Annotated in this window: 21 protein-coding genes and 2 pseudogenes; 11 read left to right on the top strand and 12 right to left on the bottom strand. The window is 62.8% G+C overall.

Annotation, left to right across the window (positions count from 1 at the left end):
• The 5 genes and pseudogenes from B2G71_RS24690 to B2G71_RS21940 all read left to right on the top strand — a co-directional run.
• Nucleotides 1-407: integrase core domain-containing protein (locus B2G71_RS24690; RefSeq protein WP_240530296.1), on the top strand; the 407-nt coding region annotated here is incomplete at its 5' end.
• 409 nt (nucleotides 408-816) lie between these two features.
• The gene (locus B2G71_RS21955) at nucleotides 817-1,872 is read left to right on the top strand and encodes a DJ-1/PfpI family protein (protein WP_098108801.1); all 1,056 of its coding nucleotides are present in this window, start codon (nucleotides 817-819) and stop codon (nucleotides 1,870-1,872) included.
• A 127-nt stretch (nucleotides 1,873-1,999) separates the two neighbouring features.
• Nucleotides 2,000-2,488: pseudogene (locus tag B2G71_RS24685) on the top strand (Plug domain-containing protein); the annotation flags it as partial.
• Nucleotides 2,489-3,359: 871 nt separating this feature from the next.
• The gene (locus B2G71_RS21945) at nucleotides 3,360-4,331 is read left to right on the top strand and encodes a TonB-dependent receptor (RefSeq protein WP_240530297.1); all 972 of its coding nucleotides are present in this window, start codon (nucleotides 3,360-3,362) and stop codon (nucleotides 4,329-4,331) included.
• 37 nt (nucleotides 4,332-4,368) lie between these two features.
• A complete protein-coding gene (locus B2G71_RS21940; RefSeq protein WP_098108798.1) occupies nucleotides 4,369-4,722 on the top strand; it encodes a DUF6616 family protein in 354 nt (117 codons plus the stop codon).
• 63 nt (nucleotides 4,723-4,785) lie between these two features.
• Here B2G71_RS21940 and B2G71_RS21935 read toward each other — a convergent pair whose 3' ends face one another.
• Entirely contained in the window at nucleotides 4,786-5,496 is a 711-nt protein-coding gene (locus B2G71_RS21935) for an HD domain-containing protein (protein WP_168176454.1), read from the bottom strand.
• Nucleotides 5,497-5,503: 7 nt separating this feature from the next.
• Nucleotides 5,504-6,121 (bottom strand): glutathione binding-like protein, encoded by a 618-nt coding sequence (locus B2G71_RS21930; protein ID WP_098108796.1) that lies wholly within the window; start codon nucleotides 6,119-6,121, stop codon nucleotides 5,504-5,506.
• A gap of 148 nt (nucleotides 6,122-6,269) precedes the next feature.
• On the opposite strand from B2G71_RS21930, the gene B2G71_RS21925 reads away from it, so the two are divergent.
• Nucleotides 6,270-6,791, top strand: a complete 522-nt coding sequence (locus tag B2G71_RS21925; protein WP_168176453.1) for a TetR/AcrR family transcriptional regulator — start codon at nucleotides 6,270-6,272, stop codon at nucleotides 6,789-6,791.
• Between the two features lie 199 nt (nucleotides 6,792-6,990).
• Here the strand turns inward: B2G71_RS21925 and B2G71_RS21920 are convergent, their stop codons facing one another.
• The 3 genes from B2G71_RS21920 to B2G71_RS21910 are packed head-to-tail and all read right to left on the bottom strand — an operon-like array spanning nucleotide 6,991 to nucleotide 8,462.
• On the bottom strand, nucleotides 6,991-7,557 hold the full coding sequence (locus B2G71_RS21920) for a nuclear transport factor 2 family protein (protein ID WP_240530295.1): 567 nt from the start codon (nucleotides 7,555-7,557) through the stop codon (nucleotides 6,991-6,993).
• 28 nt (nucleotides 7,558-7,585) lie between these two features.
• Entirely contained in the window at nucleotides 7,586-8,167 is a 582-nt protein-coding gene (locus B2G71_RS21915) for a carboxymuconolactone decarboxylase family protein (RefSeq protein WP_141521657.1), read from the bottom strand.
• Between the two features lie 46 nt (nucleotides 8,168-8,213).
• Nucleotides 8,214-8,462 carry a hypothetical protein gene (locus B2G71_RS21910; RefSeq protein ID WP_098108792.1) on the bottom strand — a complete coding sequence of 83 codons (249 nt, stop codon included), beginning with the start codon at nucleotides 8,460-8,462 and terminating at the stop codon, nucleotides 8,214-8,216.
• A 122-nt stretch (nucleotides 8,463-8,584) separates the two neighbouring features.
• Here B2G71_RS21910 and B2G71_RS21905 point away from each other — a divergent pair.
• A pseudogene (locus B2G71_RS21905) lies at nucleotides 8,585-9,397 on the top strand (IS701 family transposase); the annotation flags it as partial.
• 267 nt (nucleotides 9,398-9,664) lie between these two features.
• Here B2G71_RS21905 and B2G71_RS21900 read toward each other — a convergent pair.
• Together B2G71_RS21900 and B2G71_RS21895 are read right to left on the bottom strand one after the other, a co-directional pair.
• Nucleotides 9,665-11,101, bottom strand: a complete 1,437-nt coding sequence (locus B2G71_RS21900; protein WP_098108791.1) for a sigma-54 dependent transcriptional regulator — start codon at nucleotides 11,099-11,101, stop codon at nucleotides 9,665-9,667.
• Complete coding sequence (locus B2G71_RS21895; RefSeq protein WP_240530294.1) at nucleotides 11,101-11,862, bottom strand: heme NO-binding domain-containing protein; 762 nt, start codon at nucleotides 11,860-11,862, stop codon at nucleotides 11,101-11,103. Before B2G71_RS21895 ends, B2G71_RS21900 begins: the two co-directional genes overlap by 1 nt.
• A 139-nt stretch (nucleotides 11,863-12,001) precedes the next feature.
• Here B2G71_RS21895 and B2G71_RS21890 point away from each other — a divergent pair, with 139 nt between their 5' ends.
• Genes B2G71_RS21890 through B2G71_RS21880 form a run of 3 tightly spaced genes read left to right on the top strand, consistent with a single transcriptional unit; the run spans nucleotide 12,002 to nucleotide 15,758 of the window.
• Nucleotides 12,002-13,087, top strand: a complete 1,086-nt coding sequence (locus B2G71_RS21890; protein ID WP_240530293.1) for a polysaccharide biosynthesis/export family protein — start codon at nucleotides 12,002-12,004, stop codon at nucleotides 13,085-13,087.
• Nucleotides 13,084-14,493, top strand: a complete 1,410-nt coding sequence (locus B2G71_RS21885) for a hypothetical protein (protein WP_098108788.1) — start codon at nucleotides 13,084-13,086, stop codon at nucleotides 14,491-14,493. Before B2G71_RS21890 ends, B2G71_RS21885 begins: the two co-directional genes overlap by 4 nt.
• A complete protein-coding gene (locus tag B2G71_RS21880; protein ID WP_098108787.1) occupies nucleotides 14,448-15,758 on the top strand; it encodes a capsular biosynthesis protein in 1,311 nt (436 codons plus the stop codon). Before B2G71_RS21885 ends, B2G71_RS21880 begins: the two co-directional genes overlap by 46 nt.
• Nucleotides 15,759-16,049: 291 nt before the next feature.
• On the opposite strand, the gene B2G71_RS21875 is transcribed toward B2G71_RS21880, so the two are convergent.
• From B2G71_RS21875 to B2G71_RS21860, 4 genes are read right to left on the bottom strand one after another with little or no spacing between them, the layout of a single operon-like run.
• On the bottom strand, nucleotides 16,050-17,105 hold the full coding sequence (locus tag B2G71_RS21875) for a glycosyltransferase family 4 protein (protein ID WP_098108786.1): 1,056 nt from the start codon (nucleotides 17,103-17,105) through the stop codon (nucleotides 16,050-16,052).
• Nucleotides 17,102-18,097, bottom strand: coding sequence for a glycosyltransferase (locus B2G71_RS21870; protein WP_098108785.1), 996 nt, complete (start codon nucleotides 18,095-18,097; stop codon nucleotides 17,102-17,104). Before B2G71_RS21870 ends, B2G71_RS21875 begins: the two co-directional genes overlap by 4 nt.
• 21 nt (nucleotides 18,098-18,118) lie before the next feature.
• Nucleotides 18,119-19,054 (bottom strand): glycosyltransferase family A protein, encoded by a 936-nt coding sequence (locus B2G71_RS21865; RefSeq protein ID WP_098108784.1) that lies wholly within the window; start codon nucleotides 19,052-19,054, stop codon nucleotides 18,119-18,121.
• Nucleotides 19,051-20,340: an oligosaccharide flippase family protein gene (locus B2G71_RS21860; protein ID WP_098108783.1), complete on the bottom strand. Its 1,290-nt coding sequence runs from the start codon at nucleotides 20,338-20,340 to the stop codon at nucleotides 19,051-19,053. Before B2G71_RS21860 ends, B2G71_RS21865 begins: the two co-directional genes overlap by 4 nt.
• 272 nt (nucleotides 20,341-20,612) lie before the next feature.
• Between B2G71_RS21860 and B2G71_RS21855 the strand changes: the two genes are divergently transcribed.
• Nucleotides 20,613-22,028, top strand: a complete 1,416-nt coding sequence (locus B2G71_RS21855; RefSeq protein ID WP_098108782.1) for a WecB/TagA/CpsF family glycosyltransferase — start codon at nucleotides 20,613-20,615, stop codon at nucleotides 22,026-22,028.
• Here the strand turns inward: B2G71_RS21855 and B2G71_RS21850 are convergent.
• A complete protein-coding gene (locus B2G71_RS21850) occupies nucleotides 22,022-24,604 on the bottom strand; it encodes an ATP-binding protein (RefSeq protein WP_098108781.1) in 2,583 nt (860 codons plus the stop codon). The genes B2G71_RS21855 and B2G71_RS21850 overlap by 7 nt on opposite strands.
• Between the last annotated feature and the right edge of the window lie 55 nt (nucleotides 24,605-24,659).

Here is a 24,659-nt window from a genome sequence, read left to right as displayed (position 1 = left end):
CCGGCAGGCGCTACGCGCCCTTGTCTTCATCAAGGCGATGCGGCCCTTCGAGGGACCGCTTCCCAATGTGCTATGGGACCGAATTCATCTCGCGCGCCCTCGACCACTGGGCCTACATCAACCGGGTCACACTGGACTTCAACAGGCCCGGAAAGCCGGCCGATAATGCCTTCGTTGAGCCCTTCAATGGCCGCTTGCGCGACGAATGCCTCAACACACATTGGTTCCTGTCATTGGACGACGCCAAGACCAAGATCGAGGCGTGGAGGACGGATTTCAACGAGAGCCGACCTCACACAACCCTGGGGTTCATGACGCCTGCCGAATTTGCTTCATCTCTCCTACTGGCCGGTGGCAAATCCGGGACACTGAAGCGTCCCGGGTTTTCCGGAGGCTCCGATTTATGAGAAGGAGCTTTCGTTATGAGTAGAACTCGGAACAAGTTTTCGCCCGAGGTCCGCAATCGTGCGGTGCGTATGGTTGGCGAACATCGCGCCGATTGGATCGAGGAAGTCTCCGTTCGAGCGTTGCGCGGCGCCGGGTGATATCAAGCCGCCGCTACCTCCACGATGGCACACATGAGCCAACATTCGAGCTGCTTATCGAACCAAATAGATATGGAGATCAGTATTGTAGGCTAACAAGCCTTCGTCGACGGGTTGCGGTGTGTCGCCTGCGCGCTGAACGCGTGTACGCTGCCTACGCGCTGCTCCGATATAGCGCAGGAAGTGGGCAGGGGGGAGGCGAGCATCAGCGCCTCGCCGAGTGCAACAACACCGCGGGTTTGACTGCGACACTGGAAGCGAAGGACGCCGGATGCCAACGAGAGTATCGCAAACGACCTGCCTTCCAGGCGTTACGCCCGAAGCCATCCGGACGGAAGGCAACCGCAGAAACATCGTCATCCTGGCATTCGACGGGGTCACGATGATCGATGTTGTCGCATGGGCCGAGGTTTTCGAACTCGCCGAGCAGTATGGCCGGACAGGAGGCCTTGGCGCTTACAAAGTCGTGATCGTCTCGGAAAATGGAGGAATGGTCCGGGGATGGTCGGGCGTCGCCGTCGAAGCGCGGCCATGGGCAGAGCTGGAAGGATCGTCGATCGATACGATCATCGTCGCGGGCGGCGGGCCGCCTGCCGATCCACCCGTGCCCTCGCCTGCCGTGGAATGGCTTGCAGCCAATGCTGGAAACGCGCGTCGGATCTGCGGAGTGTGTACCGGCACTTTTCTGCTGGCGGCGGCGGGCCTTTGTGAACGGCGCCGCATTACCACGCATTGGCAATCCCGCCCCACGATCCTGGAGCGCTATGACCTGGAAGTGGCCGAGACCGATCCGGTCTATGTCCGTGACGGTAAACTGTGGACCACGGCGGGATTCACCGCCGGCATGGATATGGCGCTCGCGCTGATCGAGGAAGATGTGGGCCATTCGCTCTCCGTGGACCTGGCCGGAATGTTGGTGATGTTTCTGAAGAGACCGGGCGTTCAGCCGCAATTGAGCCTCCAGCTCAGCGCCCAGCGGAGTGAGGATCCGGATTTCTCCCGCCTGCACGCATGGATTCTGGAACATATCGAGGAAGACCTGCGGGTCGAGCGGCTTGCGGAGCAGGTTGGCATGACACCGCGAACCTTCGAGCGGCGCTACACCAGTTCGGTGGGCCGCACACCCGCGCGAACGGTTGCTGAAATCCGCCTGGAAAAGGCACTGGGCCTGCTTTCCAGAAATGACCGCTCGCTCAAGGACGTGGCGCGCAGTTGCGGCTTCTCCAGCGAGCAGCAGATGCGCCGCACCTTCGTGCGTCTTCGCGGCGGCAATCCCTCTGATACCGTCTGGCCCTCGGGGGGCGGCACCGGGATCGGCCCGCGCTAGGTCCGGCGCCAGCGGTCGCCGCCAGTGCTGCTGTTTGGCGCGATATGACGCCTTATTGACGTTGTCCGTGCCCCCTTCAGCCCGTCACTATTCCGTCATCGGGTAGCTTAGGGATCAGGGGGCAACGATGTGGAAGACACGATTTGCGGTCTATGCGCTTCTTGCGGGCGCCGGCTATGCGACGCCCGCGAGCGCGCAGGCCCCGGCAAGCGATGACAGGGCGGACACCGGAACGCACCCGGGTGAGCTGGATTCGATAGTCGTCACAGCCCGCCGGCGCGACGAGAACCTTCAGGACACGCCGATCTCGATCACGGCGTTCGACGCGCGCGCGCTTGAGGAGCGGCGGATCGAAACCGTCGCCGATGTCGGAAAGTACACGCCGAACATGAGCTTCGAGGCTACCGCGAACCTTGCGGGCAGTTCGGCCGCCGCGACCGTATTCATTCGAGGCGTCGGCCAGACAGACTTTACCTTGACGACCGATCCAGGGGTCGGCCTTTATCTCGACGGGGTCTACATAAGCCGTTCGATCGGTTCGCTGCTGGATACGCTCGACCTGCAAAGCGTGCAGGTCCTGCGCGGACCGCAGGGCACGCTGTTCGGCAAGAACACGATCGGCGGGGCGGTTGTCCTGACTTCGCAGCCGCCTTCGGATCGGTTCGAAGGGGCGATCGAGCTCGCGACCGGAAGCTATTCGCGCTTCGATATCAAAGGCTACGTGAACCTGCCTGTGAGCGACAGTCTCGCGGTTCGCGCCAGCGCTTCCTACCAGAGCCGCGATGGCTACGTGGACCGCGTCCTGGCAGGCGACCGCCTCGGCAATCGTGACAGTCTCGCGGGAAGGGTGGTCGCACGTTACGATGCCGGTTCGGGATTTGCAGCGACGATCGCTTTCGACGGCACGCGCAACCGGGAAAACGCCGCCCCGGTCACGCTTCTCGGCGTCAATGTCGTCGACGCGGCGCCCGGCCCCGCCGATCCGCTGAGCTTTGTTTTCTTCAGCAACAAGGTGCTCAACGGCGCGGTCTGCGGCGGACCGTTCACGCCGACGCCGGACTTGCCCGAGTGCTTCACCGCGCAGTGGATTCCCGACGATCCATACACGAACTTCGGTACCGGACCGAACTACTCGGATCTCGATCTGTGGGGCATCTCAGCTGCGTTCGAATGGGAAATCGGTGTGCTTACGGTCAAATCGATTACGGCATACCGCGAGCTCGACAGCAGGTTCACGCTCGAGACCGACGCGGCTCCGATCAATCTCGCGACGACGAGCGACGAGTACCAACAGGACCAGTTCAGCCAGGAACTTCAGCTGGGCGGCGCTGCGCTACAGCAGCGGCTGAACTGGCTCATCGGTCTCTACTACCTCAAGGAAGAGGGAGAAAACCGGAACACGCTCAGTTTCTCGATCGCGGATTTTCTGAGCGGGGGGGACGGTCGACAACGAAAGCTATGCCGCGTTCGGGCAAGCGACTTTCGCACTGACCGACCGGATCGATGTCACTCTTGGTGGCCGCTACACGGAAGAGACCAAGCATTTCTCACCGGAACAATATATCGCTGCCGACCGGACCGGAACGTTGACCGGGCCCGGGGGAACGAGCTGCGCGCTCATTCCGGCAAACAACCCCGACTGCAACCTGATCCTGCCTCCAGACACGGCGACCACGAAAGCGAACGAGTTCACCGGCTCGGCCTCGATCGCCTATCGGGCCGCGGATGGCGTGATGGTTTATGCAAGCTATGCAAGAGGGTTCAAGTCCGGCGGTTTCACCCAGCGCATTTTCCCGCCAGAGCCCGTGATCCCCAGTTTCGATCCGGAATTCGTCACGACCTATGAGGTGGGAACGAAGCTGGAGCTTCTGCGGCGCACTCTGCGGCTCAATTCCGCGCTGTTCTGGTCGGACTACTCCGATCTGCAGATCATCCTCAATGACGGCGTGGCGCCGAAGGTTCGCAATGCCGGCAAGGCGCGAATCCGGGGCGTTGAAGTGGAACTGGAAGCGGCGCCGGCACGGTGGCTCAGGATCACCGGCGGCCTGGGCTATACGGACGCCGAATACAGGGCACTCGACGAACGGGCGGCGGGTATCACGCTCGGCAGTGCCTTGCCGAACACGCCCGAATGGACAGCCAATCTCGGTGCGTCGCTCAGCCTGGCGGAAGGCCCCTTGGGCGAACTGCGGCTGCGCGGAGATTGGTCCTGCAAATCAGGGCACTACAAGGACGCGATCAATACCCACCTCCTGAAGCAGGAGGGCTACAGCCTTATCAACGCCTCGATCGCTTGGGCTTCCCCAGATGAACGATGGACCGTCAGTGCCGGGGCCACTAACCTCACCGACAAGGCCTATCTGCTGTCCGGCTATGCCGACCCGGTTGCCGTGGGAGTTGTCGAGGGGGCTTTTAGCCGACCCCGGGAGTGGTTCCTCCGCACGCGCCTGCGCTTCTGAGCCGGCTCGCGCGAATACTATAAAGAAGGGAGACAGGATGCAGCAGATTTTTATCGAGCTCTGGTCGTACAAGCAGGCGTGGCATGATCTCGGAGAGGCAGGCCGCGCCGACTACGTCGCCAAACTCGGGCCAGCGATCGCCGACGTTCTCGCCCTCGGCATCGAGGTGATCGCCTGGGGCCACAACCGGCAGGATGTCGACATGCGCGTCGACTACGATTTCTTCGCGGTCTATCGTGTGCCGGACGAGGCGGCTTTCGCGGCATTGCAATCGGCCGTGAGCGCTTCGGGCTGGTACGATTACTTCCTCCACGCCAATGCCGGCGGGATCGCGAGCACTTCGGAAAGCGTTCTGGGTGACCACATCAGTTTGGCAACCCAAAAGCCGTGACCGCCATGCGCCATGAGGGACGTCCTGCGGGGCGGTTGTCTCCGGCCCACGATATCAGGGTTTTTATTCGGCGAAGGGTGCCGTTTCGATCTTGCGAATGAAGCCCAGGCCGACATGGCCGGCAATGTTCGAGTCTGGCTTCATCCGCGCTTCCGCGGACAGGCGCTGGGAGAAGCAGCGCTTGAAGCCTTCGCGAGGCCAATGCTCGACGACCCTCTCGACCTCTGCACGGTCGAAATCTTCCTTGCGCACGCCAATCACATCCATCCCAGCTCCAAGGTGCGTAAGCGCAGCTTCGGGACTTTTGCGTTGTGCGCGGCCGATTCTCGCGTGAAGGGCGATCGCCTCGTGGACGATGTCGGCACGATCGACCTCGGTTCCCCAGCCAATCAGGCTCCGCCGGGCCGTTCTCGCTCCCTCGATCTCGAAATCCTCAGGGCCCTCGCATTGGGGCACGAGCCCGAGATCATGCATGACGCACGCCAGAAACAGCAGCTCGGGATCGAATTCAAACCCGTCGTAGCGGCCGATCGCGCTTCCGAACACGAAGCTGCGAATGCCGTGGTTCAGCAGGTAGGCCGGTGAGACCTCCGCAACGAACCCGACCGCCTTTCGGCATAACGCGCTGTCGGGAAGGACAAGCGCCTCCGGGTCGAGCCCGATCGGTTTGCGCAGCCCCAGCTGGCGGCCCAGAGTATGGACAAGCTGCTGGGCCGCCATCTGTCCGAACTGCGCAACAAGGCTCCAGCGCGATTCCCGGCCCAGCCGGCGCATGAGAGGATCAGCCATTGGCGAGTTCGGCTTCCTCGCGCATGGCCCTGGCAATCGATGGGCGGGCCATCGCTCGCTCGTAGTACCGGTCGAGCGCGGGCCATGCGGAGAGATCTATTCCCTTGAACACCGCCCAGTTGAGCGTGGCGACGAGATAGGCATCGGCAACGGTGAAGCGGTCCAGGAGGAACTCCTGATCGTCCAGATGGGCGGCCAGGAAGGCGTATTGCCGGGGGAGCAGCTTTTCCATCACGAAGGTGCGTGTCTCGTCCGGCACGGCCGGATTGAACACGAAATAGAAAACGGCCTTGTGGATCTCGGTGGCGACATAGTTGAGCCACATCTGAAGCCGGGACCGTTCGAAGCTGCCATTGGGCGGCGCCAGTCCGCTATCCGGCGCCAGATCGGCGATATGCTGCAGCACGGCCGGCCCCTCGGTCAGGATCTCGCCGTCGCGAGTCACGAATGTCGGGACCTGTCCCTTGGGATTGACGGCGAAGTAGTCCGATCCGTCGGCAAGCTTCTTGCTGGCAAGGTCGACAACCTGAAAATCCGCGACAAGTCCCGCCTCATAAAGCGAGATGCGCGAAGCGAGCGAGCACGACATCGGCGAAAAATACAGGATCACGTGAACTTGCCTCCACAATAATTTTATGCGATTTCGCACACAAATAAACATGGAGCAACGTGTTTCTGTGCGAAGCGGCATAAAAAGTGAGCAGGGCCCAAGACGGGGGCGACCGCGGTCGTTCGACACAGACGCGGCGCTGGAGGCGATGCTCGAGGTTTTCTGGACGAAGGGCTATGCGCCGACATCGCTCGATGAGCTCGCGGCTACCGCCGGGATCAACCGGCCTAGCCTTCACGCCGCATTTGGAAGCAAACACGACATCTATCTCGCCTGTCTCCGCCACTTCGAGGGGCGAATGGAAGAGAATATCGCCGAATGCATGCGTGTCGGCGAAACGAAGCACGATCGCCTGCAGGCGTTCTTTCGAAGGACGATCGACCTCTACTTAAGCGGCTCTCCTGAGTCGCGCGGCTGCCTTGTCCTGTGCACCGCCACCGCCGAAGCGGTTTGCAATGAAGTCGTGCGTAAGCAACTGGAGGCCGCCCTTCGTGCCCTGGACGAGGGGATGGCCCGGCTTATCGCGGGAAACGCATCGCCATCGCCAGCCGAGTGCTTGCAGGGTGAACTCGCCGCGTCGATCGTTCACAGCCTCGCAGTGCGTGCGAGGTCGGGCGCCGCGCGCGCCGAACTGAAGAAGTTGGCCGACATGAGCGTCATGCTGCTGTGATGCAGCTGTGCGACCGCGCAGGCAGCGCCTCATCTAGCGATGGGCCGGCAACGCGGGCCAGAAGCGGTTATCGAGATCTTGTGACGTCAGGAGCAAGCTAAAGGCGAGCGTTTCGTGACCAGATCATCGCGCCGCGGCTTCGCGCAGGCAATGCAGGCATGCCGCAGGGATCATACAGCCGCCGAAGTGGAATCGTTTCCTACCATCTCGCGCCAGGCCCGCCAATTTCATAGGGCCGCGCATAGGACAGGTCCGATCTGTCGCGCGTGCCCTTGAGGAAGCCTTTGACTGGCGGACTGTGCAACCAGCTGGCATCACCTTGCATGGCCGTTTCCACCGTCGTTCGTCGCCATAAGATCCGCCACTCTCCGTTGCGGCGCTCCATCTGGTCCATATATCGTCCGGCGGCGAGCGTGCAGGTTAAGCCGTCATGTGAGAGCATCGTGCCGACCACATAAGTCTCGCAAAAGGCCGTGTCGCCATCGATCTCGCAGGTGTGGTTGGCGAGATTGTGCTGATTCATGGCGAACGCCGCCGCATGGCCGAGATTCGCCTTTTCGGGGTATTCAGTAGCCGGAAAGGGGACGGGGCCATGTTCGTCGGCTCCTTCTGGCCAATAGCAACTGGCAGTCAACTCCGCGTCGTGGCGGTCGCGTCCACGCGATTCCCGTACGATGACGTCCAGGATTTCCTGTCGGTCCCTGAGAAGCCGGACCTCGGCTTTGAGTTTCTCAAAATCGTCCTCAACATGCGCCATTGCTTTCATGAACCTCTCTTCCCTTGGCCTGCTGCCCTCAGTCTTGTTTTGCGCGGCTCCTGGAGAAGGCCGCGAAATCAGGTTGCACCTGCACTTCGAGTGCGATCAGGGTCCATGCGACCATCGCGAAGTATCCGCTGGCGTGGATCACATCCATGATCTGCCGGCGATCGAAGACGGCGGCCACGCGCTCCCACGTCGCATCGTCGAACCGGCCACCGTTGCAGGCTCCGTCGATGGCGATCATCAGGCAGCGATCCTCTTCGCCCCAGACCGACGAATCCGCGTCCTCCTTCATGGCCTCGACTTCCTCTTGCGTGACGCCGACCCGGAGGGCGCCAAGTGAATTGTGCACCCACTGATAAGTGGAGCCGCAACGGTGCGCCACGCGCAAGACAATGAGCTTCTGCTGGCGCGCAGTGAGTGTGGAATCTACCATGAAATACTTGCCCAGATTCAACGAAGCAATCGCCAGAGCTGGATGATTTGCCAGTGTCGTCATCGTGTTGGAGCGCGATCCGCTCGCGCGGGCCGGTTCGCCTTCCCAGTATGCAAAGACATCGCGCGCGTGCTCGGTCCATTCCTCGCGGGGCAGGGGTGGGATGCGGGGTGAGGTCAAGCGAGTGTCCTTTGATCTGCCGATGAGGCTCGTGTTTCAATGGCTGTCAACGCGTGATGAGGGGGTAGTAGTCGAATGGCACGACGCTGTGCGTATCGCGATAGGATGGCGGTCGACGCCCCTCCTTGTCCACGATGCCGTACTTAACAGCCAGTTCCGCTCCGATCTGCGTTTTGCCCGATATCTCGGGCAGGTCTGGATCGTTATAGAGCGCCCAGACCACGTGCCCCGTAAACTCGGGCGTCTCCAACTGTTCGCGCAGGAAGCCCAGTTTTTCGGGCGCGACCTCGATCATTGCGAGCAGCCGATCAGTCGCTAGCACTACTTTGGCAGATTTGTGTTGACGGTTTTGTTTCCGGGATTTCTCCGCAAGGGTTTGGGTGATTCATGGGGAGCCAGCTTTTGTGGAGGCTGGCGATGGAAACGGACTGGCGTGGCCAACTGGAGGATTGGCTGGCACCGTTTGTAGCGGGGTTGCGGCACAAGACGCGCTCCCGGATGTGTCCGGCGTATATCGCAGGCCTCATTGGGCCGGGGGATCGCAAGAGCATACAGCCGATGGCGGCGCGCGATGATGATGTCAGTTACGACCGCTTGCATCATTTCATTGCCAGCAGCGTGTGGGACGAAGAACCGCTTGAGGCGGCGCTGCTGGCCGAAGCCGACAGGCAGGTCGGTGGCAACGATGCCTGGCTGATCATCGACGATACGGCCTTGCCCAAGAAAGGCCGTCATTCGGTTGGCGTGGCGCCGCAATATGCCTCGACGCTTGGCAAGAACGCCAACTGTCAGACGCTGGTATCGACAGCGCTGGCATCGGGCGAGGTTCCGGTCATGATCGGTTTGCGCTTGTTCCTTCCTGAGAGTTGGACCAGCGATACGGCCCGACTGGAGCAGGCCGGCGTTCCCACCGATTGCCGCTCTTACAGGACCAAGCCCGAGATCGCGCTGGCCGAGATCGACCGGATCCGTGCGGCAGGTGTGAGCTTCGGCTGCGTTCTTGCGGATGCAGGCTATGGCATGTCCGCGCCCTTCCGGCAGGGTCTGAGCGAACGCGGTTTTACCTGGGCAGTTGGCATTCCGTTCAAGCAGAAGGTCTACGCACATGATGTCGCGATGATCTTCCCGGTCGCCGGCAGAGGTCGCCCGCGCAAGAATGCCATTCCCGATGTCAGGTCGATATCGGCCAAGACGATGCTGGAAACGGCAAAGTGGCGCAAGGCCAGTTGGTGACGCGGAACAAAGGGCGCGCTCTCGGCCCAGCCGCTTGCGTGGATACGGACGGACAATACTGCTTTTCATGGAGAGAGCGCACTGGAATCTCATACGTGTCCGGCGGTTCCTCAGACGCCGAATGTGCTGACGGGTGATCGCCGGCTTAGGTATCGCCGCGACCTAGGTTGAAAAGTGGGTAGAAAATTTTCCTCATCGGGACTGCTGACATCGCAAAGACCGCCAGCGGAGACGCCAGCGTGAATCCTCGTTTCGTACATGGGGTCAGTTGAAGTCCTGAGGCGCGGCCATTGGCGCAGAACGGCGTTCCAGCTTTTCCCAGCGGCTCCGCATGCGATAGATCGTCGATGCACTGACGTCGAGTTCCTTCGCCGCTGCGGGTATGCTTCCGCCTGCGCGGCTGATCGCGGCTTCCACGGCGGCGCGTTCGATCTCGGCCAGCGTGCGCGGTTCGGCGAACTGGCTTGCATGCGCTGGAGCTTGAGCGGTGGGCTCGATGCGTGGTGCCATTTGCGCTCCCGCCCGGCGTTCGGCGGGAAGATCGGCGACCGTCAGGTGCGGTCCCGCATTCATCACCGTCGTGCGCAACATGAGGTTCTGCAGCTCGCGGACGTTTCCCGGCCACTGCCGGGATGCGAGTTCTTTGACGATTTCGGGGCCGAGCGGATCGAACGTCTTGCCTTCCTGCTCGGCGAACCTTTCCAGAAAGTGCTGCGCGATCAGTTCGACGTCTCCGGGGCGATCGCGCAACGCGGGCAGTTCCAGTGGAATGACGGCCAGGCGATAGAACAGATCCTCGCGAAAACGTCCCTCGGCGACTTCCCTCGTCGGATCACGGTTGGTGGCGCAGATCACGCGCACGTCGATGGAGACCGGACGGCTGGAGCCGACGGGCTGGACCATCCCGGTTTGCAGAAAGCGCAGCAGCTTGACCTGAAGGTTCAGCTCCATTTCGCAGATTTCGTCGAGGAAGAGGGTTCCTCCGTCTGCTTCGCGCGCCGCGCCGACGCGATCTGCGATGGCGCCGGTGAACGAACCCTTCACGTGGCCGAACAGCTCGGATTCGAGCAGGTTCTCGGGAATGGCGCCGCAGTTGAGCGCGACGAAGCGCTTGCGCGCCCGCGGCCCGGCACGATGGATTGCCTCGGCCGCGACTTCTTTTCCGGTACCACTCTCACCTGTGATGAAAACCGTTGCCTTTGAACCCGCGACGTTTTCGATCGCGCGATAGACTGCCTGCATGGGCGGGCTTTTGCCGATGAAGCCGTGAAAGCTGGAACGGCTGGTCAGCCTGTTTGCTGTTTCCGCCTTTTCGACCAAGCTACGCCGCTCGATAGCGTTGCGGACGGTCGTAAGCAGGCGCGGCGGTGAGAGCGGTTTGACGAGGAAGTCATACGAACCCAGGCGCATAGCGCTGATCGCCCGCGTTATCGATCCGTCCGCGGTGATCACGACGACCGAACAGTCGCTGGTCAGTTGCTGCCGGCCTTCGAGCCATTCCAGGCCATCGCAGTCCGGCAATTGCAGATCGAGCAATACGGTGTCGAAAGGCTCGGCGGCGCTCTCCAGCGCAGCATTTGCGTCCTCGCCCGATCCGGCGACTTTCACCTCGTGGCCGTCGCCTTCGAGGATACCCGCGTACGTCTGTGCGAGGGACTCGGAATCTTCGACGATGAGGATTCGGGAGGACTGGCGTGTCATCAGGCAGGCGCCAGGCGGAAGACCGCGCGGTCGGCCCGGGGAGAGACTTCCCAGGTCAGGCTGCGCGGATCCTTGTAAACTTCGAGGCTACGGCGAATGAGCCCATAGGCAATATGACCCAGGGGCCGATGCGACTCGTAAGTCACGATGAGCGTGTCGCCGTCCTTTTCGGTCGTTACGCTTGGCGGTTGTGCGTCCCTGTAAAGAATGCGCACTTCCTCATGGATGTGCGGCCCGACATGAGAGAGCAGGGCATCGGCGGAATCATAGAGTTCCATAATATCGGGAAAGAGCTCGCCGAAGCGGTCGAACAGGAAGCTGCCGTAGTTCTGGCAGAGTTCCTCGAGCGGAACGCCGGACTTTTCGGATGCAATCGTAACGATCTTCAGCGCCTGCGAAGAAGGGTAGCTGCCCACCGAGGTGAATGCGCCGCCGCCGGGCAGATCAGCCTGCGTGAGCACTTCGTCGACGAATATGATCCCGAAGTTCTGCTCCATGAACTGGACCAGCTCGGTAAATATCACTCCTTTCATCGTTCCGCCTCTCCGTGCTTGGTTTGTTTCCTTTTTCGCAGGCTGCGCATCAAACCCTAGAAGACATGCCAAATTGCAATTGCCGTTACGCGCCTTTTGCAAAATGGCAGAGCCTGCTTTCTGCCATCGCATATCGCAAAAAATCCTTTGCAAAACGCAAACATCCCATGGCTTTTGGCAATATTTCTCGTGAGTTTCCTGAGTTTTGCGCGAATAGCGGGTTGGCATGATCCTTGATGGTCCCCGGGGCAAGAACTGTCCCGGAGATCGAACAATGCGCAATACGTGCCTATTTCTCGCCGCCGCCTCGTTGCTGGCCGGCTGTGCGGCGGGCCCCCGGCCCGAAAACAATGAAGGCGCCACCTGGATGCGGCAACAGGAACCGCTGGAAAACGGCGAGCGCTGTTTCGCGAACGCTACCCGGCTTCCGGAGCTTCCGCATGCTGACCTGGCTGCATCCTCGGCGATGCTGCTTGGTCCCGGCGATCGGCTTCGGCTGCGCGTGATCGGCGATAGCGACAAGCTCACCGGAACCTACGTCGTCGCCATCGACGGCAGGATCATGTTCCCGGGTGCCGGCTCGGTGACCGTCGCAGGCGGCACGGCCGAGCGTGCCGAGAGCGAGATCACGAGGCTGCTGGTTTCGCGCGGCCTCGTGCGTCCTTTGCGTCGTGTCGCGTCGCTGTCGCTTGTCGAAAGCGCGGGCGTCTCGGTGGCGGTCAGCGGGGCGGTGTTCCAGCCGGGGCAGGTCCGCGCCGGCGAACGGTCGCGTGAGGATCGCATCGGTCAGAGCGAAGGCGAAGCCAGCGGCGATGCCAACGTCGGTCGTTCGGTTTCGGCCGCCTTGCGTGCCGCGGGCGGTGTCCGCCCCGATGCGGATATTTCCCGGATCGGGCTGGTTCGCGGCGGCCGTCTGATGGTCCTCGACCTGCGGCCCGGCCATGACGGCACCGCGGCCGGTAATATCATGCTCGCATCGGGTGACCGGATCGTCGTTCCTTCGAGCGGCTGCTTCGACGCCAGTCTGATGCGGCCGTCGCCGGTGACCACGCCGGGTATTCGCGTGTTCATGTCGAACCTTTCGCGTCCGGCCAACAACAATGCGGGCGCGGCGGTCGGCAAGGACGCCACCAGTCTTCCTTACGGTACCCGCATGCTGCAAGGTCTGGTGGCGATGAACTGCGTGGGCGGTTCCGCGATGAACGCGCGTCGGCGCGCTGTCCTCATTTCCCGTAATCCGATGAACGGCCGCTCGGTCGTGATCGAGCGCGAGGTCGAGGATCTCGTGCGTCATGCCGACCGCGACGATCGCGATCCCTATCTGATGCCGGGCGATGCTCTGGCTTGCTACGACAGCCGGATGATGAACTTTGCCGACGCCGTCGGCCTCGTCAGCAGTGCCGCGAGTGCGGTGACGCCTGCTCTCCTCGTTGAAGAGGCTATCGGTCAATGATGCTCGCGCCACCCGAACAGCGCCGCCTCATGAGGCTTTGGGCCGTCGTGCGCGATGGCTTGCCGAGCGCGCATCGCTATCGCCGCTATGTCATGGCGGTCGGCTCGTCGCTGCTGCTCGTATGGGCACTCACCGTAGCCTATCTCGTGGTCGCGCCGGTCCGTTACACCAGCATGACCACATTGATCCTTCCCGGATCGGGTGTCGGCGGCTCGCTGAACCTGGACTCGGTCGGACAGGCGAGTTCTGTGACCGCTTCGGCTTTCTCGAGCTCCACGCTGAGCCCCACCGAGAACTACAAACGCCTGCTCATGGCGGACATCACCCGTCGACGCGCGGCCAGTCTCGTGGGCGAGGAACCCGGCAGCTTTCCCAAGCCGTCGATCAAACTGCTCGACCAGACCAATCTGATCGAGATATCGCTCTCGGGGGCAAGCGCCGAGCAAGCCCGCGAACGAAGCGAGGCACTGCGGGATGCCTTCCTCACCATTCTGGTCGGTTTGCGCAAGGACGAGGCGCAGAAGCGCGAAGCGGCCGATCGCAAGCGCATCGTCGAACTCGAAAAGAAAGTTCAGGATACGCAGCGTCGTCTTCTGGACTTCCAGGGCCGTACCGGGCTGGTGAGCCTCGATCAGTTCGACAGCCGCATCGGCGTGATCGACAAGCTGGAGGATCGTGAGCGCGACGCGCGCACCACCCAGGCGCAACGATCCGCGGTTCGCGCGCGCCTTGGCAGTGTTCTGCAGATCGGTCCGGATGGCGTGCGCAAGGCATTGTTGCTGAAGGCCGATCCGGTTTTTCGCGAATTGCTGGACCGCTACGCCCAGCGTGCTACCGATGCGACGGAAGCTGGCGGCACATTGGGAGAGTCGCATATCACGCGTGCTGAGCTGGATGCGGAAACCGGGGCACTGCGCGATGCACTGATTGCGCGCGGCAGATCGGTCAGCGGCCTGTCCGCGGCTGCTCTGAACCGGTTTGCCGACATGTCGGTGAGCGACGGCCGCGAACGCATGTTCGAGGCGCTCATCGGCGAGGAAGGTGCTTCGGCCGGTGCCCAGGCGGCGCTTGCCGAGATTCGGGGCCAGATCAATGAGCAGAACGCCCGTTCGACCGAACTCGTCGCTCAAGCGTCCGAGCTTGCCGACCTCACTCGCGAACATCGTGTCGCCGAGGCGGTGTTCTCCTCCGCGCTGGCGCGTCTGGATACCAACAAGGCCGATCCGTTCGCGTCCTATCCACTGGTGCAGACCTTCGAGGAACCGTCGTTGCCCAGTGAGCGGTCCTCACCTTCGGTGCCGCTCGCCCTGGCCGGTGCTTTCGTTGCATCGTTGCTCATTCTTATCGGATTTGCCTTGACGTGGCTTCGCCAGCCGATCCTGCGCAAGCTTCTGCCGAGCGCCTGATCGCAGGCACTATCGGCGCCACATGGGTGCTTTGGGCCGTCGGTGGGTTATATATCGCCGGCCCGGCACTCGGGTGGATACTGGCGGCAATGGCGGCGTGGAAACTCTACGCCGCCCCATTGCTTCCCGACGAGCGGAAGCCGTTGCCGATCGGTAGTGTGGTCACTTTCTGGCTGCTCGGAATGCTGGCGATGGAGGTGATCCTGCTCGTCGGCCACTTCGGCAACGGCCTTGGTATCGGGACCACGATCAAGTCGTCGATCGGTTGGGCAAAGGGCTGGGCGCTTCTCGCACTCTATCCATTCGCCGGTGCGGTATTGAACGTCCGACCGGAAATCATCTACCGCGCCGTCTGCAAGCTCGGCGCCCAGACGCTGGCGCTTTTGCCGCTATTTCTCGTCGCTCCCTTCATCGGACTGCCGGAAACCCTGTGGGTCTCGCCGCTCAAGGTGGTGGGCGGTTCCGGCCCCGAGTACTTTGCGGTGGTGCTCTACACGATAGAGCCCGGCGTCGGTACACCGCGCTGGCAGTTCTTCGCGCCGTGGTCACCGGCCGCGGGCATGATCGCCGTCGTCCATGCGCTCTGTGCGCTTGAGGAGAAGGAGGTGCGCTGGAAGATCGTGGGCGTGAGCGCCGCGCTGGCGGTCGCGCTCTTCTCGCAATCGCGGCTCGCGCTGGTTGCGTTGGCCATGGTCTGGCCCGCGGCATTCATGCTCTCCCAACTCGGTCGCGCGCAGATCTGGTGGCTCGGCGCGGCGGGCGTGCTCTTTCTTGGCTTTTTCGCGCCCGCCGCGATTGCCGCATTCGACCAGTTCAAGTCTGACTTTGCCAGCGCGCGCGCCGATTCCTCGCGCGTGCGCGCCGCGCTCGGACGCATCGCCATCGAACGCTGGCGAAGCGAGGCCCCGTGGTTCGGTCACGGCATCGTCGAGCGCGGGCCGCACCTCGTCGAGTACATGCCCATCGGTTCGCATCACAGCTGGTATGGATTGCTCTTCGTGAAAGGCGCGCTTGGCCTCCTGGCCTTGGCCGTACCTATGATCTGGAGCCTTGTGGTGCTCGGGTTTCTGGCTGTTCGCGATCCTATCGGCCGCGTCGGTTTTTCGATGCTGTTGCTGCTGGGGCTCTATACCTTCGGAGAAAATCTGGAAGTGCTCGGCTACCTGTTCTGGCCGGCGTTGGTATTGATCGGTGCCGCAGCACGGCGCGCGGTGCAACTGCGTGAAGACAGAGCCCAGGAGGATGAGACGCCAGCGCTCCTGTGAGCCTCGGGGCTCAGCCTTACAGCTTACCCGCTTCCTACATACCCCGACAGTATATGCGTCAGCGCCGGGATAATTGCTTTGCTGATTGAGCGCGGCAGGGCACGCCGCCGGTGGAGCTACCGCAGATCTCGTCGATCGGGGCTTTGCGAAAGGGAGACGGGGCGAGTGGGGTGCTGGTGATGAGTCAGGCCGGAGCAGGCATATGCGCAAAAAAAGAAAAGGCCTGACGCGCGTAGGGGAGAGGGATCGAACATGCGCGTCAGGCCTGGAGTTGGGCGTGGAGTTTTTCGGTCAGACAGGGTTGGAGGCATTTCCTTCCGACCCGATGCCACGCCTTGGGGCTTTTGCCCTCGTTTTGGTTATTCTCTGGAACAGCGTCCGCCATGCGAAGGCTCGTTCAGTTTCTGCATTCGCCATCGAAGCCCGCGCCGCCCTGGCCATGCCGGGCAGGTCGCATCGCGTCAGACGGCGGATCGCCTCGACAAGCGTCTCCGGAGTGTTGCAGTCGGCGACGAGGCCGGCGCGTCCGACCTGCTCAGGCAGGCCGTCGACATCGGCCACGATCACCGGCCTGCCCGCCATTCGAGCTTCGGCTGCGACCTGCCCGAACGCTTCCCAGCGCGATGGCACGACCACGACATCGCACTGCGCCATAAAGGCTGCGACATCGTCGACCTTGCCGACGAAGCGGACGTGTTCAAGCTTCGCGGCGCGCTCGCGCAGTTCGCTCTCGAGTGGTCCCATGCCGCCGAGACGGAGTTCGAATTGCCCGGGATCGAGCGAAGCGAATGCGTCGATCAGCACATCGAATCCCTTCGCCCACGCGAAGCGGCCCAGAGCGCCGACGCGTAGCGGGCGGTTCGGCATGAAGTCGGGCAGGGGAACGCGATCGAGGTTCTGGGCGCCGCTCCACGGATGCAGCACGTGAAGCCGCCGGGGCTGGACCAGACCGGCGCCAAGGAGCCAGTCGCGTTGCCCCTGCGACACTGCGACGATGTCGTTGAAAAACCGGTACGACAGTCGCAGAAGCTGCCTGAAACGCCTTCTGGAAGGTACGCAAAGGGCTTCCCAGGCACCCGTGTAGCTGTGCTCGATATGGACAAGGTGCGCCGACGGATTGCGGACGCGCAGCGATGCGAGGAACGGCAGCGCGCGCCAGCTCGGCGGGAAGTGCGTGACGATCACGTCCGCATCGAGACGCGGCGCGAGGCGCCATCCGGGGGTAACCGGTTGGACCCGGCTTTCGACCATCCCCGCAAGTTGCGGATGATCGAAAATGCCGAGCGCCTTGACGACGCCGCCCATGGCGAAGTCGTCATTCAGGTGCACGCAGCGCAGGCGGGTCATGCCGGGACCGCGTTGTTCAGGCGCCGCGACACCATTGCGTTGAGCAGTTTCTCGGGCAGAAACCGGCTGACCAACGCCACCGATGCAGTTTCGATCGTCTTGCGCGGCTCCGACAGCACCATCAGCGGATGCTTCACCAGCGCCTGCATCATCAGCGAACGGCCGAAGGAGAAATCGCCGAGCTGCACAGCGCGCCGTGCGAGATAGCGCAGCTGGTAGGCGGCGGCGGCACGCTCGTTGCGCCGAACGAGCGCAGGCGCATAAGATTTCGCCTTGCCGATGGCGCGCTGCCAGGTATCGAACTGGCGGACGATGTTGGCGGACAGTCCGCCGCCGACCATCCGGTATTCGGTGAGCTGTCCCTCGATACCCTCGAAACGGCAGCCTGCACCGGCGGCCATGCGGATCCACAGTTCGATGTCTTCCGACTGACGGAACGTTTCGTCGAACCAGCAGGTTCGCCCGAGTTCCTCAGGGTGTCCGAACGCCACGCGATCGAGAGCGGATCGCCGGATCACCGGCGCCGAGCCGTTGCCGACCGGATTGCGCTTCATCAGATGCGATGCGGAGACGCCCAGCAGGCGGGGCCGCATCGAGGCGGTGAGCGGCTGGCCGGTTTCTCCGATGAATTGCGAGCCGGCATAGCTGACGTCAACGGACGGGCTGGCGCGCAGATGGATGACGTGCATCATCAGCTTCTCCGGTGCCCAGCGATCATCGGAATCGATCAGTGCGACGAACTCGCCGCGCGCATGCGCGATCCCGGTGTTGCGCGCGCCCGCAAGGCCGCGATTGGCCTGACTGACGATGCGGATGCGCGCGTCTTGGAAGCTGCGGCAGATGTCGATGCTCGAATCGCTGCCGCCGTCGTCGACGATAATCAGTTCGAAATGAGGGTAGGTCTGCGCGAGAACCGAACGGATCGCCTCGGCGACGAAACGCTCGACGTTGTAGACCGGCATGATGACCGAAACACGTGCGGGGGTGTTCATTTCCAGGGTTCCTTTTTTAGGTCAGGCGAAGAGGCGGGTGCGAAGCGTGCCCGGGATGAGAAGGGCAACCAGCGAAGCGACGAGCGTCGCGCCGCCGCGCCGGAAGTCGTCGAGGAAAGCGGCGCGATCGAGCGCGAGACCGCGCATGGCGAAGCGCAGCGCCGTGTTGGCCGCGCCGCCGCTGCGCAAGGCGCGGCGCGCGAGATAGCGGCAATAGTGGGCTTCGGCGGCGTGCAGATTGTGCTGGCTGCCAAACCGCTGGGCCAGTTCCCGCCAGCCCGCGTACATCGCCTCGAAATCTGTCGAGAGCCCGGTCGGGGACATGCGATAAGCGACCAGCAGCTGCTGCAGTCCGCGGACCGATTCCCCGCGCGAGATGGCGCGCGCAAGCCATTCCTGATCCTCGGCATGGTTCATGCCGCGCACGAAATCGCCGATACGCGCGAACGCGTCGCGGGTTACGACGAGGTTGGACGTCGTGCAGACCGGATTTTCGCCGATCACCTGGCCGACCGTCAGCAGGCCGGCGGGGACGGTTGAGGTCGTACGCGGCTGGGCATCGCCCGGGGCGCCGGTTTCGAGGAAGGCGATCCGGGCGAAGCTGATCGAGAGATCGGGATCGGCATCGTGCGCCGCGCGATGGCTCGCCAGCTTTTCCGGGTGCCACAGGTCATCGGCGTCGAGGAAGGCCAGCAGCGTTCCCCGCGCCATTTCGACACCGAAGTTGCGCGTTGCGGAGACCCCGGAGTTCCTGCGCGAGACCAGCCGGATTTGTTCGTGCTGTTCCGCCCGGCTGAGCATGCGGGACAGGCTGTCGTCGGTGGACCCATCGTCGACGAGGATCAGCTCGAAGTCGGCATCGGTCTGGGCGAGCACCGAGTCGATCGTTGCGTCGATCGTCTCCGCCGCGTTGTACACGGGCACGATGACCGAAAAGTGAGGGCAGGGATTGGTCATGCGAAGTACTCCTTGGGAAAGGACGGTTTGCGTTGGGCCCGCAGGCCATGGGCGATAACGAGGCCGGTTGCCGGGAGCAGGACGAGCCACAGCGCGCCGACATAGGACCAGGCGGCCGCTTCCAGCCCGGACAGGCAGCCAACGGCGAGACCGGCCAGCGCGGCGGCGCTACCGACGCCGGCAATCACTGCATCGCGTTCGGCGCGATTGGTGGCGCGCAGCCAGGCGGTGGTGACGGAAGCGACGATCATGGGCAGCGCGGCGAGACACAGGATCGAGACCAGCGGTGCCATCGGCGCCCACTGTTCGCCGAACAGTAGCGGCACGTAGACGGGGGCGAGCAGGATTTGCGCGATCACGATGGGGCCGAACACCCCGAGCGCGAGTACGAGCGCGTGCTTCAGCCGGGTCGCGCGGTCCGCTTCGTCTTTCGTCTTGCAGAAGTGCGGGAACAGCACGATTGCCAGCGCTCCGACAAAGCTGTTGGCGATGCCGAGCCCGGCGTTGAACGCGAAGAAATAGTAGCCCAGCGCTTCGGTACCGAGCAGCGCGCCGACGATCAGCTTGTCGAACTGCTGACGGCCCGCAGTAGTGAGTTCGGTCACCAGCACTCCGGCTCCGAAGCGAAAGAAGCTGCGCGCCGGAGCGGGCGCGACGCCCTCGGCACGGTTCCAGGTGCGGGCGCGGCGGACAAGGACGAGCCAGATCGGCGCGGTAAGCAGCCGCGGCAGCACCAGAGCCCAGGCCGAGGGCCAAATAAGGGCGAGCATGAGAGAGAGCAGGTGATCGGCTGCGGTCTGCGTGGCGGCGATCCGCGCGGTCGCACCCAGGCGGCCATCACGCATCAGCAGGAAGACCTGCACGAGACCCGGCGGCATTACGAAGTAGACGACGCTTAGCACGGCGAGCATCGCCGCCACGTCCTGCTTGGCGAATACGAGCCAGAGCATGCATGCGACCAGAAGCTGGACGGCGGCCACGCCAGCGCACCACAGCGTGAACAGCAGGCGCGCAGCGTTGCAGACACTGTCGAGTTCGTCGTCGGCCGCGGCGATGATCCGCTGGCCGATACCGCTGTTGGCAAGGACGCGAACGATCTCGAACAGCGAGATAGCCAGTGCGGCCACGCCGATCTCGGCAGGGGCGATCTGCCGCGCTATCACGACGATAGCGAGAATGCGCAGCACCCGCGTGCCGATCTCCGCGGCGCCATAGGCGGCCAGGCCGCTGACCACCGGTCTGGCGGAAGCGGGAAGGACGCGTTCGATGACGTTTGCAAGCTGCATGGTGTTTCCTCGAATATCGGTATCGCCGTTTATTCAAGGACCGTGCCAACTGCGGAAATGCGGGGAATGTTCGTCCGACGGACCGAACCGGCACCCGGTTTTGCAGCTTGCAATCGCAAAGTGCCAATCCGGCTGTGCAAAATGCAAAAGCTCCCGCTCGCGCACCCCGGTCTTTTGGTCGAAAAATTCTATAAGTAATTGAGTTTAAATATAAAAATAGAATTGGCACGGTGGCTGCTGTGTCCCTCCGCACAATACTCACGGAGGACACCATGTATCAGTCATTCGATTTCGACTTCGCCGCACCGGTCAACGGAGCAGAGATTCCCGCGCCGTGGATCGCGGCTGCGCCGGCGACAAGCAGTCTGTTCGGCTTCGATATCGTTGACGCCGGTCGAGCGGATATCGCCACTCTGCTCGTCGAGCGGGCGCGTTATCGCCTGCCCACCCGCGTGGCCTTTCTCAACGCGCACTGCGTGAACGTCGCGGCCGTTGACAGGCAGTACCGTCAGTCGCTCGAAGAGAGCGATTTCGTGCTTCCGGACGGTTCCGGTCTGCGCATCGCTTCGAAGCTCGCGGGGCGATCCTTCGGCGACAACCTTAACGGAACCGACCTTTTCCCGCTGCTGTGCGAGAAGGCGGCGCACCGAGGCGTCTCCATCTACCTTCTGGGCGGTATGGACGGCGTCGCCCGCGCGGCCGCGCTGGCGATGGCCGATCGCTTCCCCGGTCTGCAGATCGTCGGAACGCATCACGGCTATTTCGGCGACGAGGACGAAGGCCGGATCATCGAGGAGATCAACGCCAGCGGTGCCGGAATGGTGTTCATCGGCCTCGGCGTGCCGCGCCAGGACCGCTGGATCGCGCAGAACGCCGATCGCATCGAAGCCTCGGTCCTGCTCGGCGTGGGCGGGTTGTTCGATTACTACTCGAACCGTATTCCCCGCGCTCCGGCGGCCTTCCGCGACCTCGGATGCGAGTGGGTGTGGAGGCTCGCCCAGGAGCCGCGCCGCCTCGCCAATCGTTATCTTGTCGGCAACGTGGCGTTCATGGTTCGCGCGCTGTCGTATGCCCTCGTTGCGCGCGGTGCTTTCGGGGCCGTCAAGCGCGCCGGAGACTTCGTCGCTTCCGCGCTCGGAATCCTGGCATTGGCTCCCGTCCTGCTGGCGATAGTCCTGCTTATCCGTCTTGAGGATGGCGGCCCGGCACTGTTCCGCCAGGTTCGCATCGGCAAGAACGGCAGGCCGTTTACGCTCTTCAAGTTCCGTTCGATGGTCGTCGACGCGGAACGGCAGCGGGGGAGCCTCGAAAGCAGCTCGGATCGAGATTCGGTCTGCTTCAAGCTGCGCCGCGACCCGCGGGTCACGCGCGTCGGAACTTGGCTTCGCCGGCTGTCGCTCGACGAGTTGCCGCAGCTCTTCAATGTGCTTCGCGGGGAGATGTCGATCGTCGGACCGCGTCCTGCGCTGCCGCAGGAAGTGCTCGCCTACTGGCCCGGAGCCATGCGTCGGCTCGACGTCAAGCCCGGCATCACCTGCACCTGGCAGGTCTCGGGACGCGCCGAAATCCCCTTCGAGAAGCAGGTGGAGATGGATATCGACTACGTCCGGCGTCCGAGCCTGCTGCGCGATGTTGCTCTGCTCTTCCGTACCGTGCCTGCCGTTGTGACCGCGCGCGGCGCCTATTGATCCCCGGTCAGTTCCCCGAGACCGAAACGGTGGCGGATATCGTTCACGGTATCCGCCACTACCCGTTCCACTTCGGCAACGTCGACCTGCGTCTTATCGGCCAGAAGATTGGCTAGCCGGTGCGCGCCGATATTGCCCGCGACCCCTTTCAGGCTATGCACCGCGCGTGCCCGGTTATCGGTGTGGCCGGCTTGTTCAGCACTCTTCAAGTCGGCCAGCAGTCTTGAGAGATCCTTGGTCGAGGAGAGCATTACCTGATGCCGCCGTGCTTCCGGCAGGGCTTCGAACAGCGCCATGATCGCGTCGACGTCTATCAGGTCGTTTTGCGGAAGAGGCACTTGCTCTGATCGATCGAGAACTTCCGCCATCCGCGAGGAGAGGACCTCGAGCTGGATCGGCTTGGTCACGCAGGAATCCATTCCGGCTTCCACGAGTTGCGCCTGTTCCGCTTGCTGGGCATGAGCGGTCACGCCGATGATCGGTATCTGCGCTTTCGCACCGGGAAGTGCGCGGATGACGCGTGTGGCCTCCCGGCCGTCCATGACTGGCATGCGCACGTCCATCAGGACGAGGTCGAAGACGTCGTCCTTCACTGCCTCGACGGCAGCGGCGCCGTCCGCAACGATATGATAGTCGCAACCGATCAGATCGAGCATCCCGGCGATTACGAGCTGGTTGGTTTCGACGTCTTCTGCGACCAGCAGACGCGGAGCGCGGCCATCGGCGGTCTTGAGGCGCTGGTATTGCTTGTTTCGCACCGGCTTTCCAGATTCCACGACTTCTATGAGGGGCAGTTCGAACCAGAAGCAACTGCCTTCGCCCGGCTCGCTCTCGATACCGATCGAGCCGCCCATTGCATTGACCAGCCGCCGGCAGATCGCAAGCCCCAGGCCGGCGCTCTGGGTATGATCCAGGGTCATGCTCTTTAGCCGGGAAAAGTCGGTGAACAGGTCTGCCTGCTTGTCGGCGGGGATGCCGGGCCCGGTATCTTCGACCTCGATCCTCAAGGCTGCGCCGGTGCTGCGCGCGCGGACCGTCACCTGTCCCTCGGGCGTATATTTCAGGGCGTTGGACAAGAGATTGTCGATGAGCTGGCGGAAGCGCGTGGGATCGACCGAAATCCTTTTCGGCAGATCGCCACCGAAGCTGACCTTGATCGCGATCTCTGGATTGGTGTTGGCCATTTGCCAGAAATCGACGATTCCATCGAGTGTCTGGGCCAGGTTTACCGGTTCGGGAAGCAGTTCGAGTTTGCCCGATTCTGCGCGAACGATCTCCAGGATGTCGTTCAGCAGCACGTTGAGCTGATACCCGGCTTGCCGTGCCAGATCGAGTTGGCGCCTTTGTTCCGGCGCCAGTTCGGTTGCCGAAAGCGTCGCGAGCATGCCGAGCACGCCATTCATCGGCGTGCGAATGTCGTGGCTCATCATTGCGAGGAATTGCGATTTCGAACGGTTTGCTTCCTCCGCCGCGGCATTGCTGTGCTGCAATTTGCGCGACAGCCGCTCCAGCTCGGTCACTCGTTCCGAAAGCTCGGCCCGCTGGGAACGCAGAGACTGCTCGGTCTTCTTGTGTTTCGTGACATCCGTGTAGATCTTCACCATTCCGCGCCCTTCGGCTCGCGGAATGACCGCTGCGTATACGGTCCGCCCGTCCGAAAGGACCTGCTCGAACGTCTGCTCGATGACCTTGCCCCGCGCGTCGCGTCTCAGCCGGTCCGCGCTTGCCGCCGGGTCGTGTCGCCAGTGCCGTGTGGCGAACGTCTTGTAGGGGAGCCCTTCGTGAAGCTGCCCCGGTTCGATTTCGGTCAGACCGGCCACGGTGCTATTCCAAGCGGCAAGCCGCAGGTCCTCGTCGAAAACTGCGATCCCCTGCGGCACGGTATCGAGGACGGCACGCAGGAAGCTGACGGCTTGCGCCTCCATTCGCGTCGTTTCCTGCAGCCGCACCGTGAGTTCGCTCAGCCGTTTGACCCGCCGTTCCGCTATGAGGCCGAGAGCGCGCACGCTGCGTTCCGACTTGCGCTGCTCTGTAATGTCCTGGACCGTCCCGAATATCGAACGAAACCGGCCCTTCTCGTCCACGTCGCGCTTCAGCGTCCAGCGCATCCAGCGTACCGCGCGGTCGGATTGTCGAATGATCCGGTGTTCATACGCGTGGCTGACGTTGGCGGACAGATCGGTGTAGAAAGCAAATTCGTCATGAGCGACGCGATCCCGATCCAGCGGATGCACGACCATGGCCAGGACGCTGGGGTTTATTTCAGTCCCGTCGCTAAGTCCCAGCAGGGCACGGAATTCAGGGGAGACGAAGAAGGTATCGTCTTTTGCGCGATAGATGGTGGCGATTCGTGCCATCCGTTGCGCGGCGAGCAGTTGCCTGTTGCCGAATTCGAGTCTCGCCTGCAGGTCCTGTTCCCGGCGGCGCAACTCCTGATTACTGCGGTCGAGTTCCCGGGCGCGGGTTTCCAGAAGGGCTTCGGCATCCTGACGTGCGTTTTCAGCCCGCTGCAATCGCCGTAAAAGCAAGGTGATCTGTTCGTCGGGCGGAAGTTTACTGAGCTGGAGAACGTCCATGAAATCCTCGGCCTGATTAGACCTTCATTTTGCGCACAGACTACTAATAGGTTGT

The organism is Novosphingobium sp. PC22D (genome assembly GCF_002556635.1).
Taxonomy (GTDB): Bacteria; Pseudomonadota; Alphaproteobacteria; order Sphingomonadales; family Sphingomonadaceae; genus Novosphingobium.
Note: the sequence above shows the minus strand (reverse complement) of the source record. Positions and strands in the feature narration are given on the sequence as shown.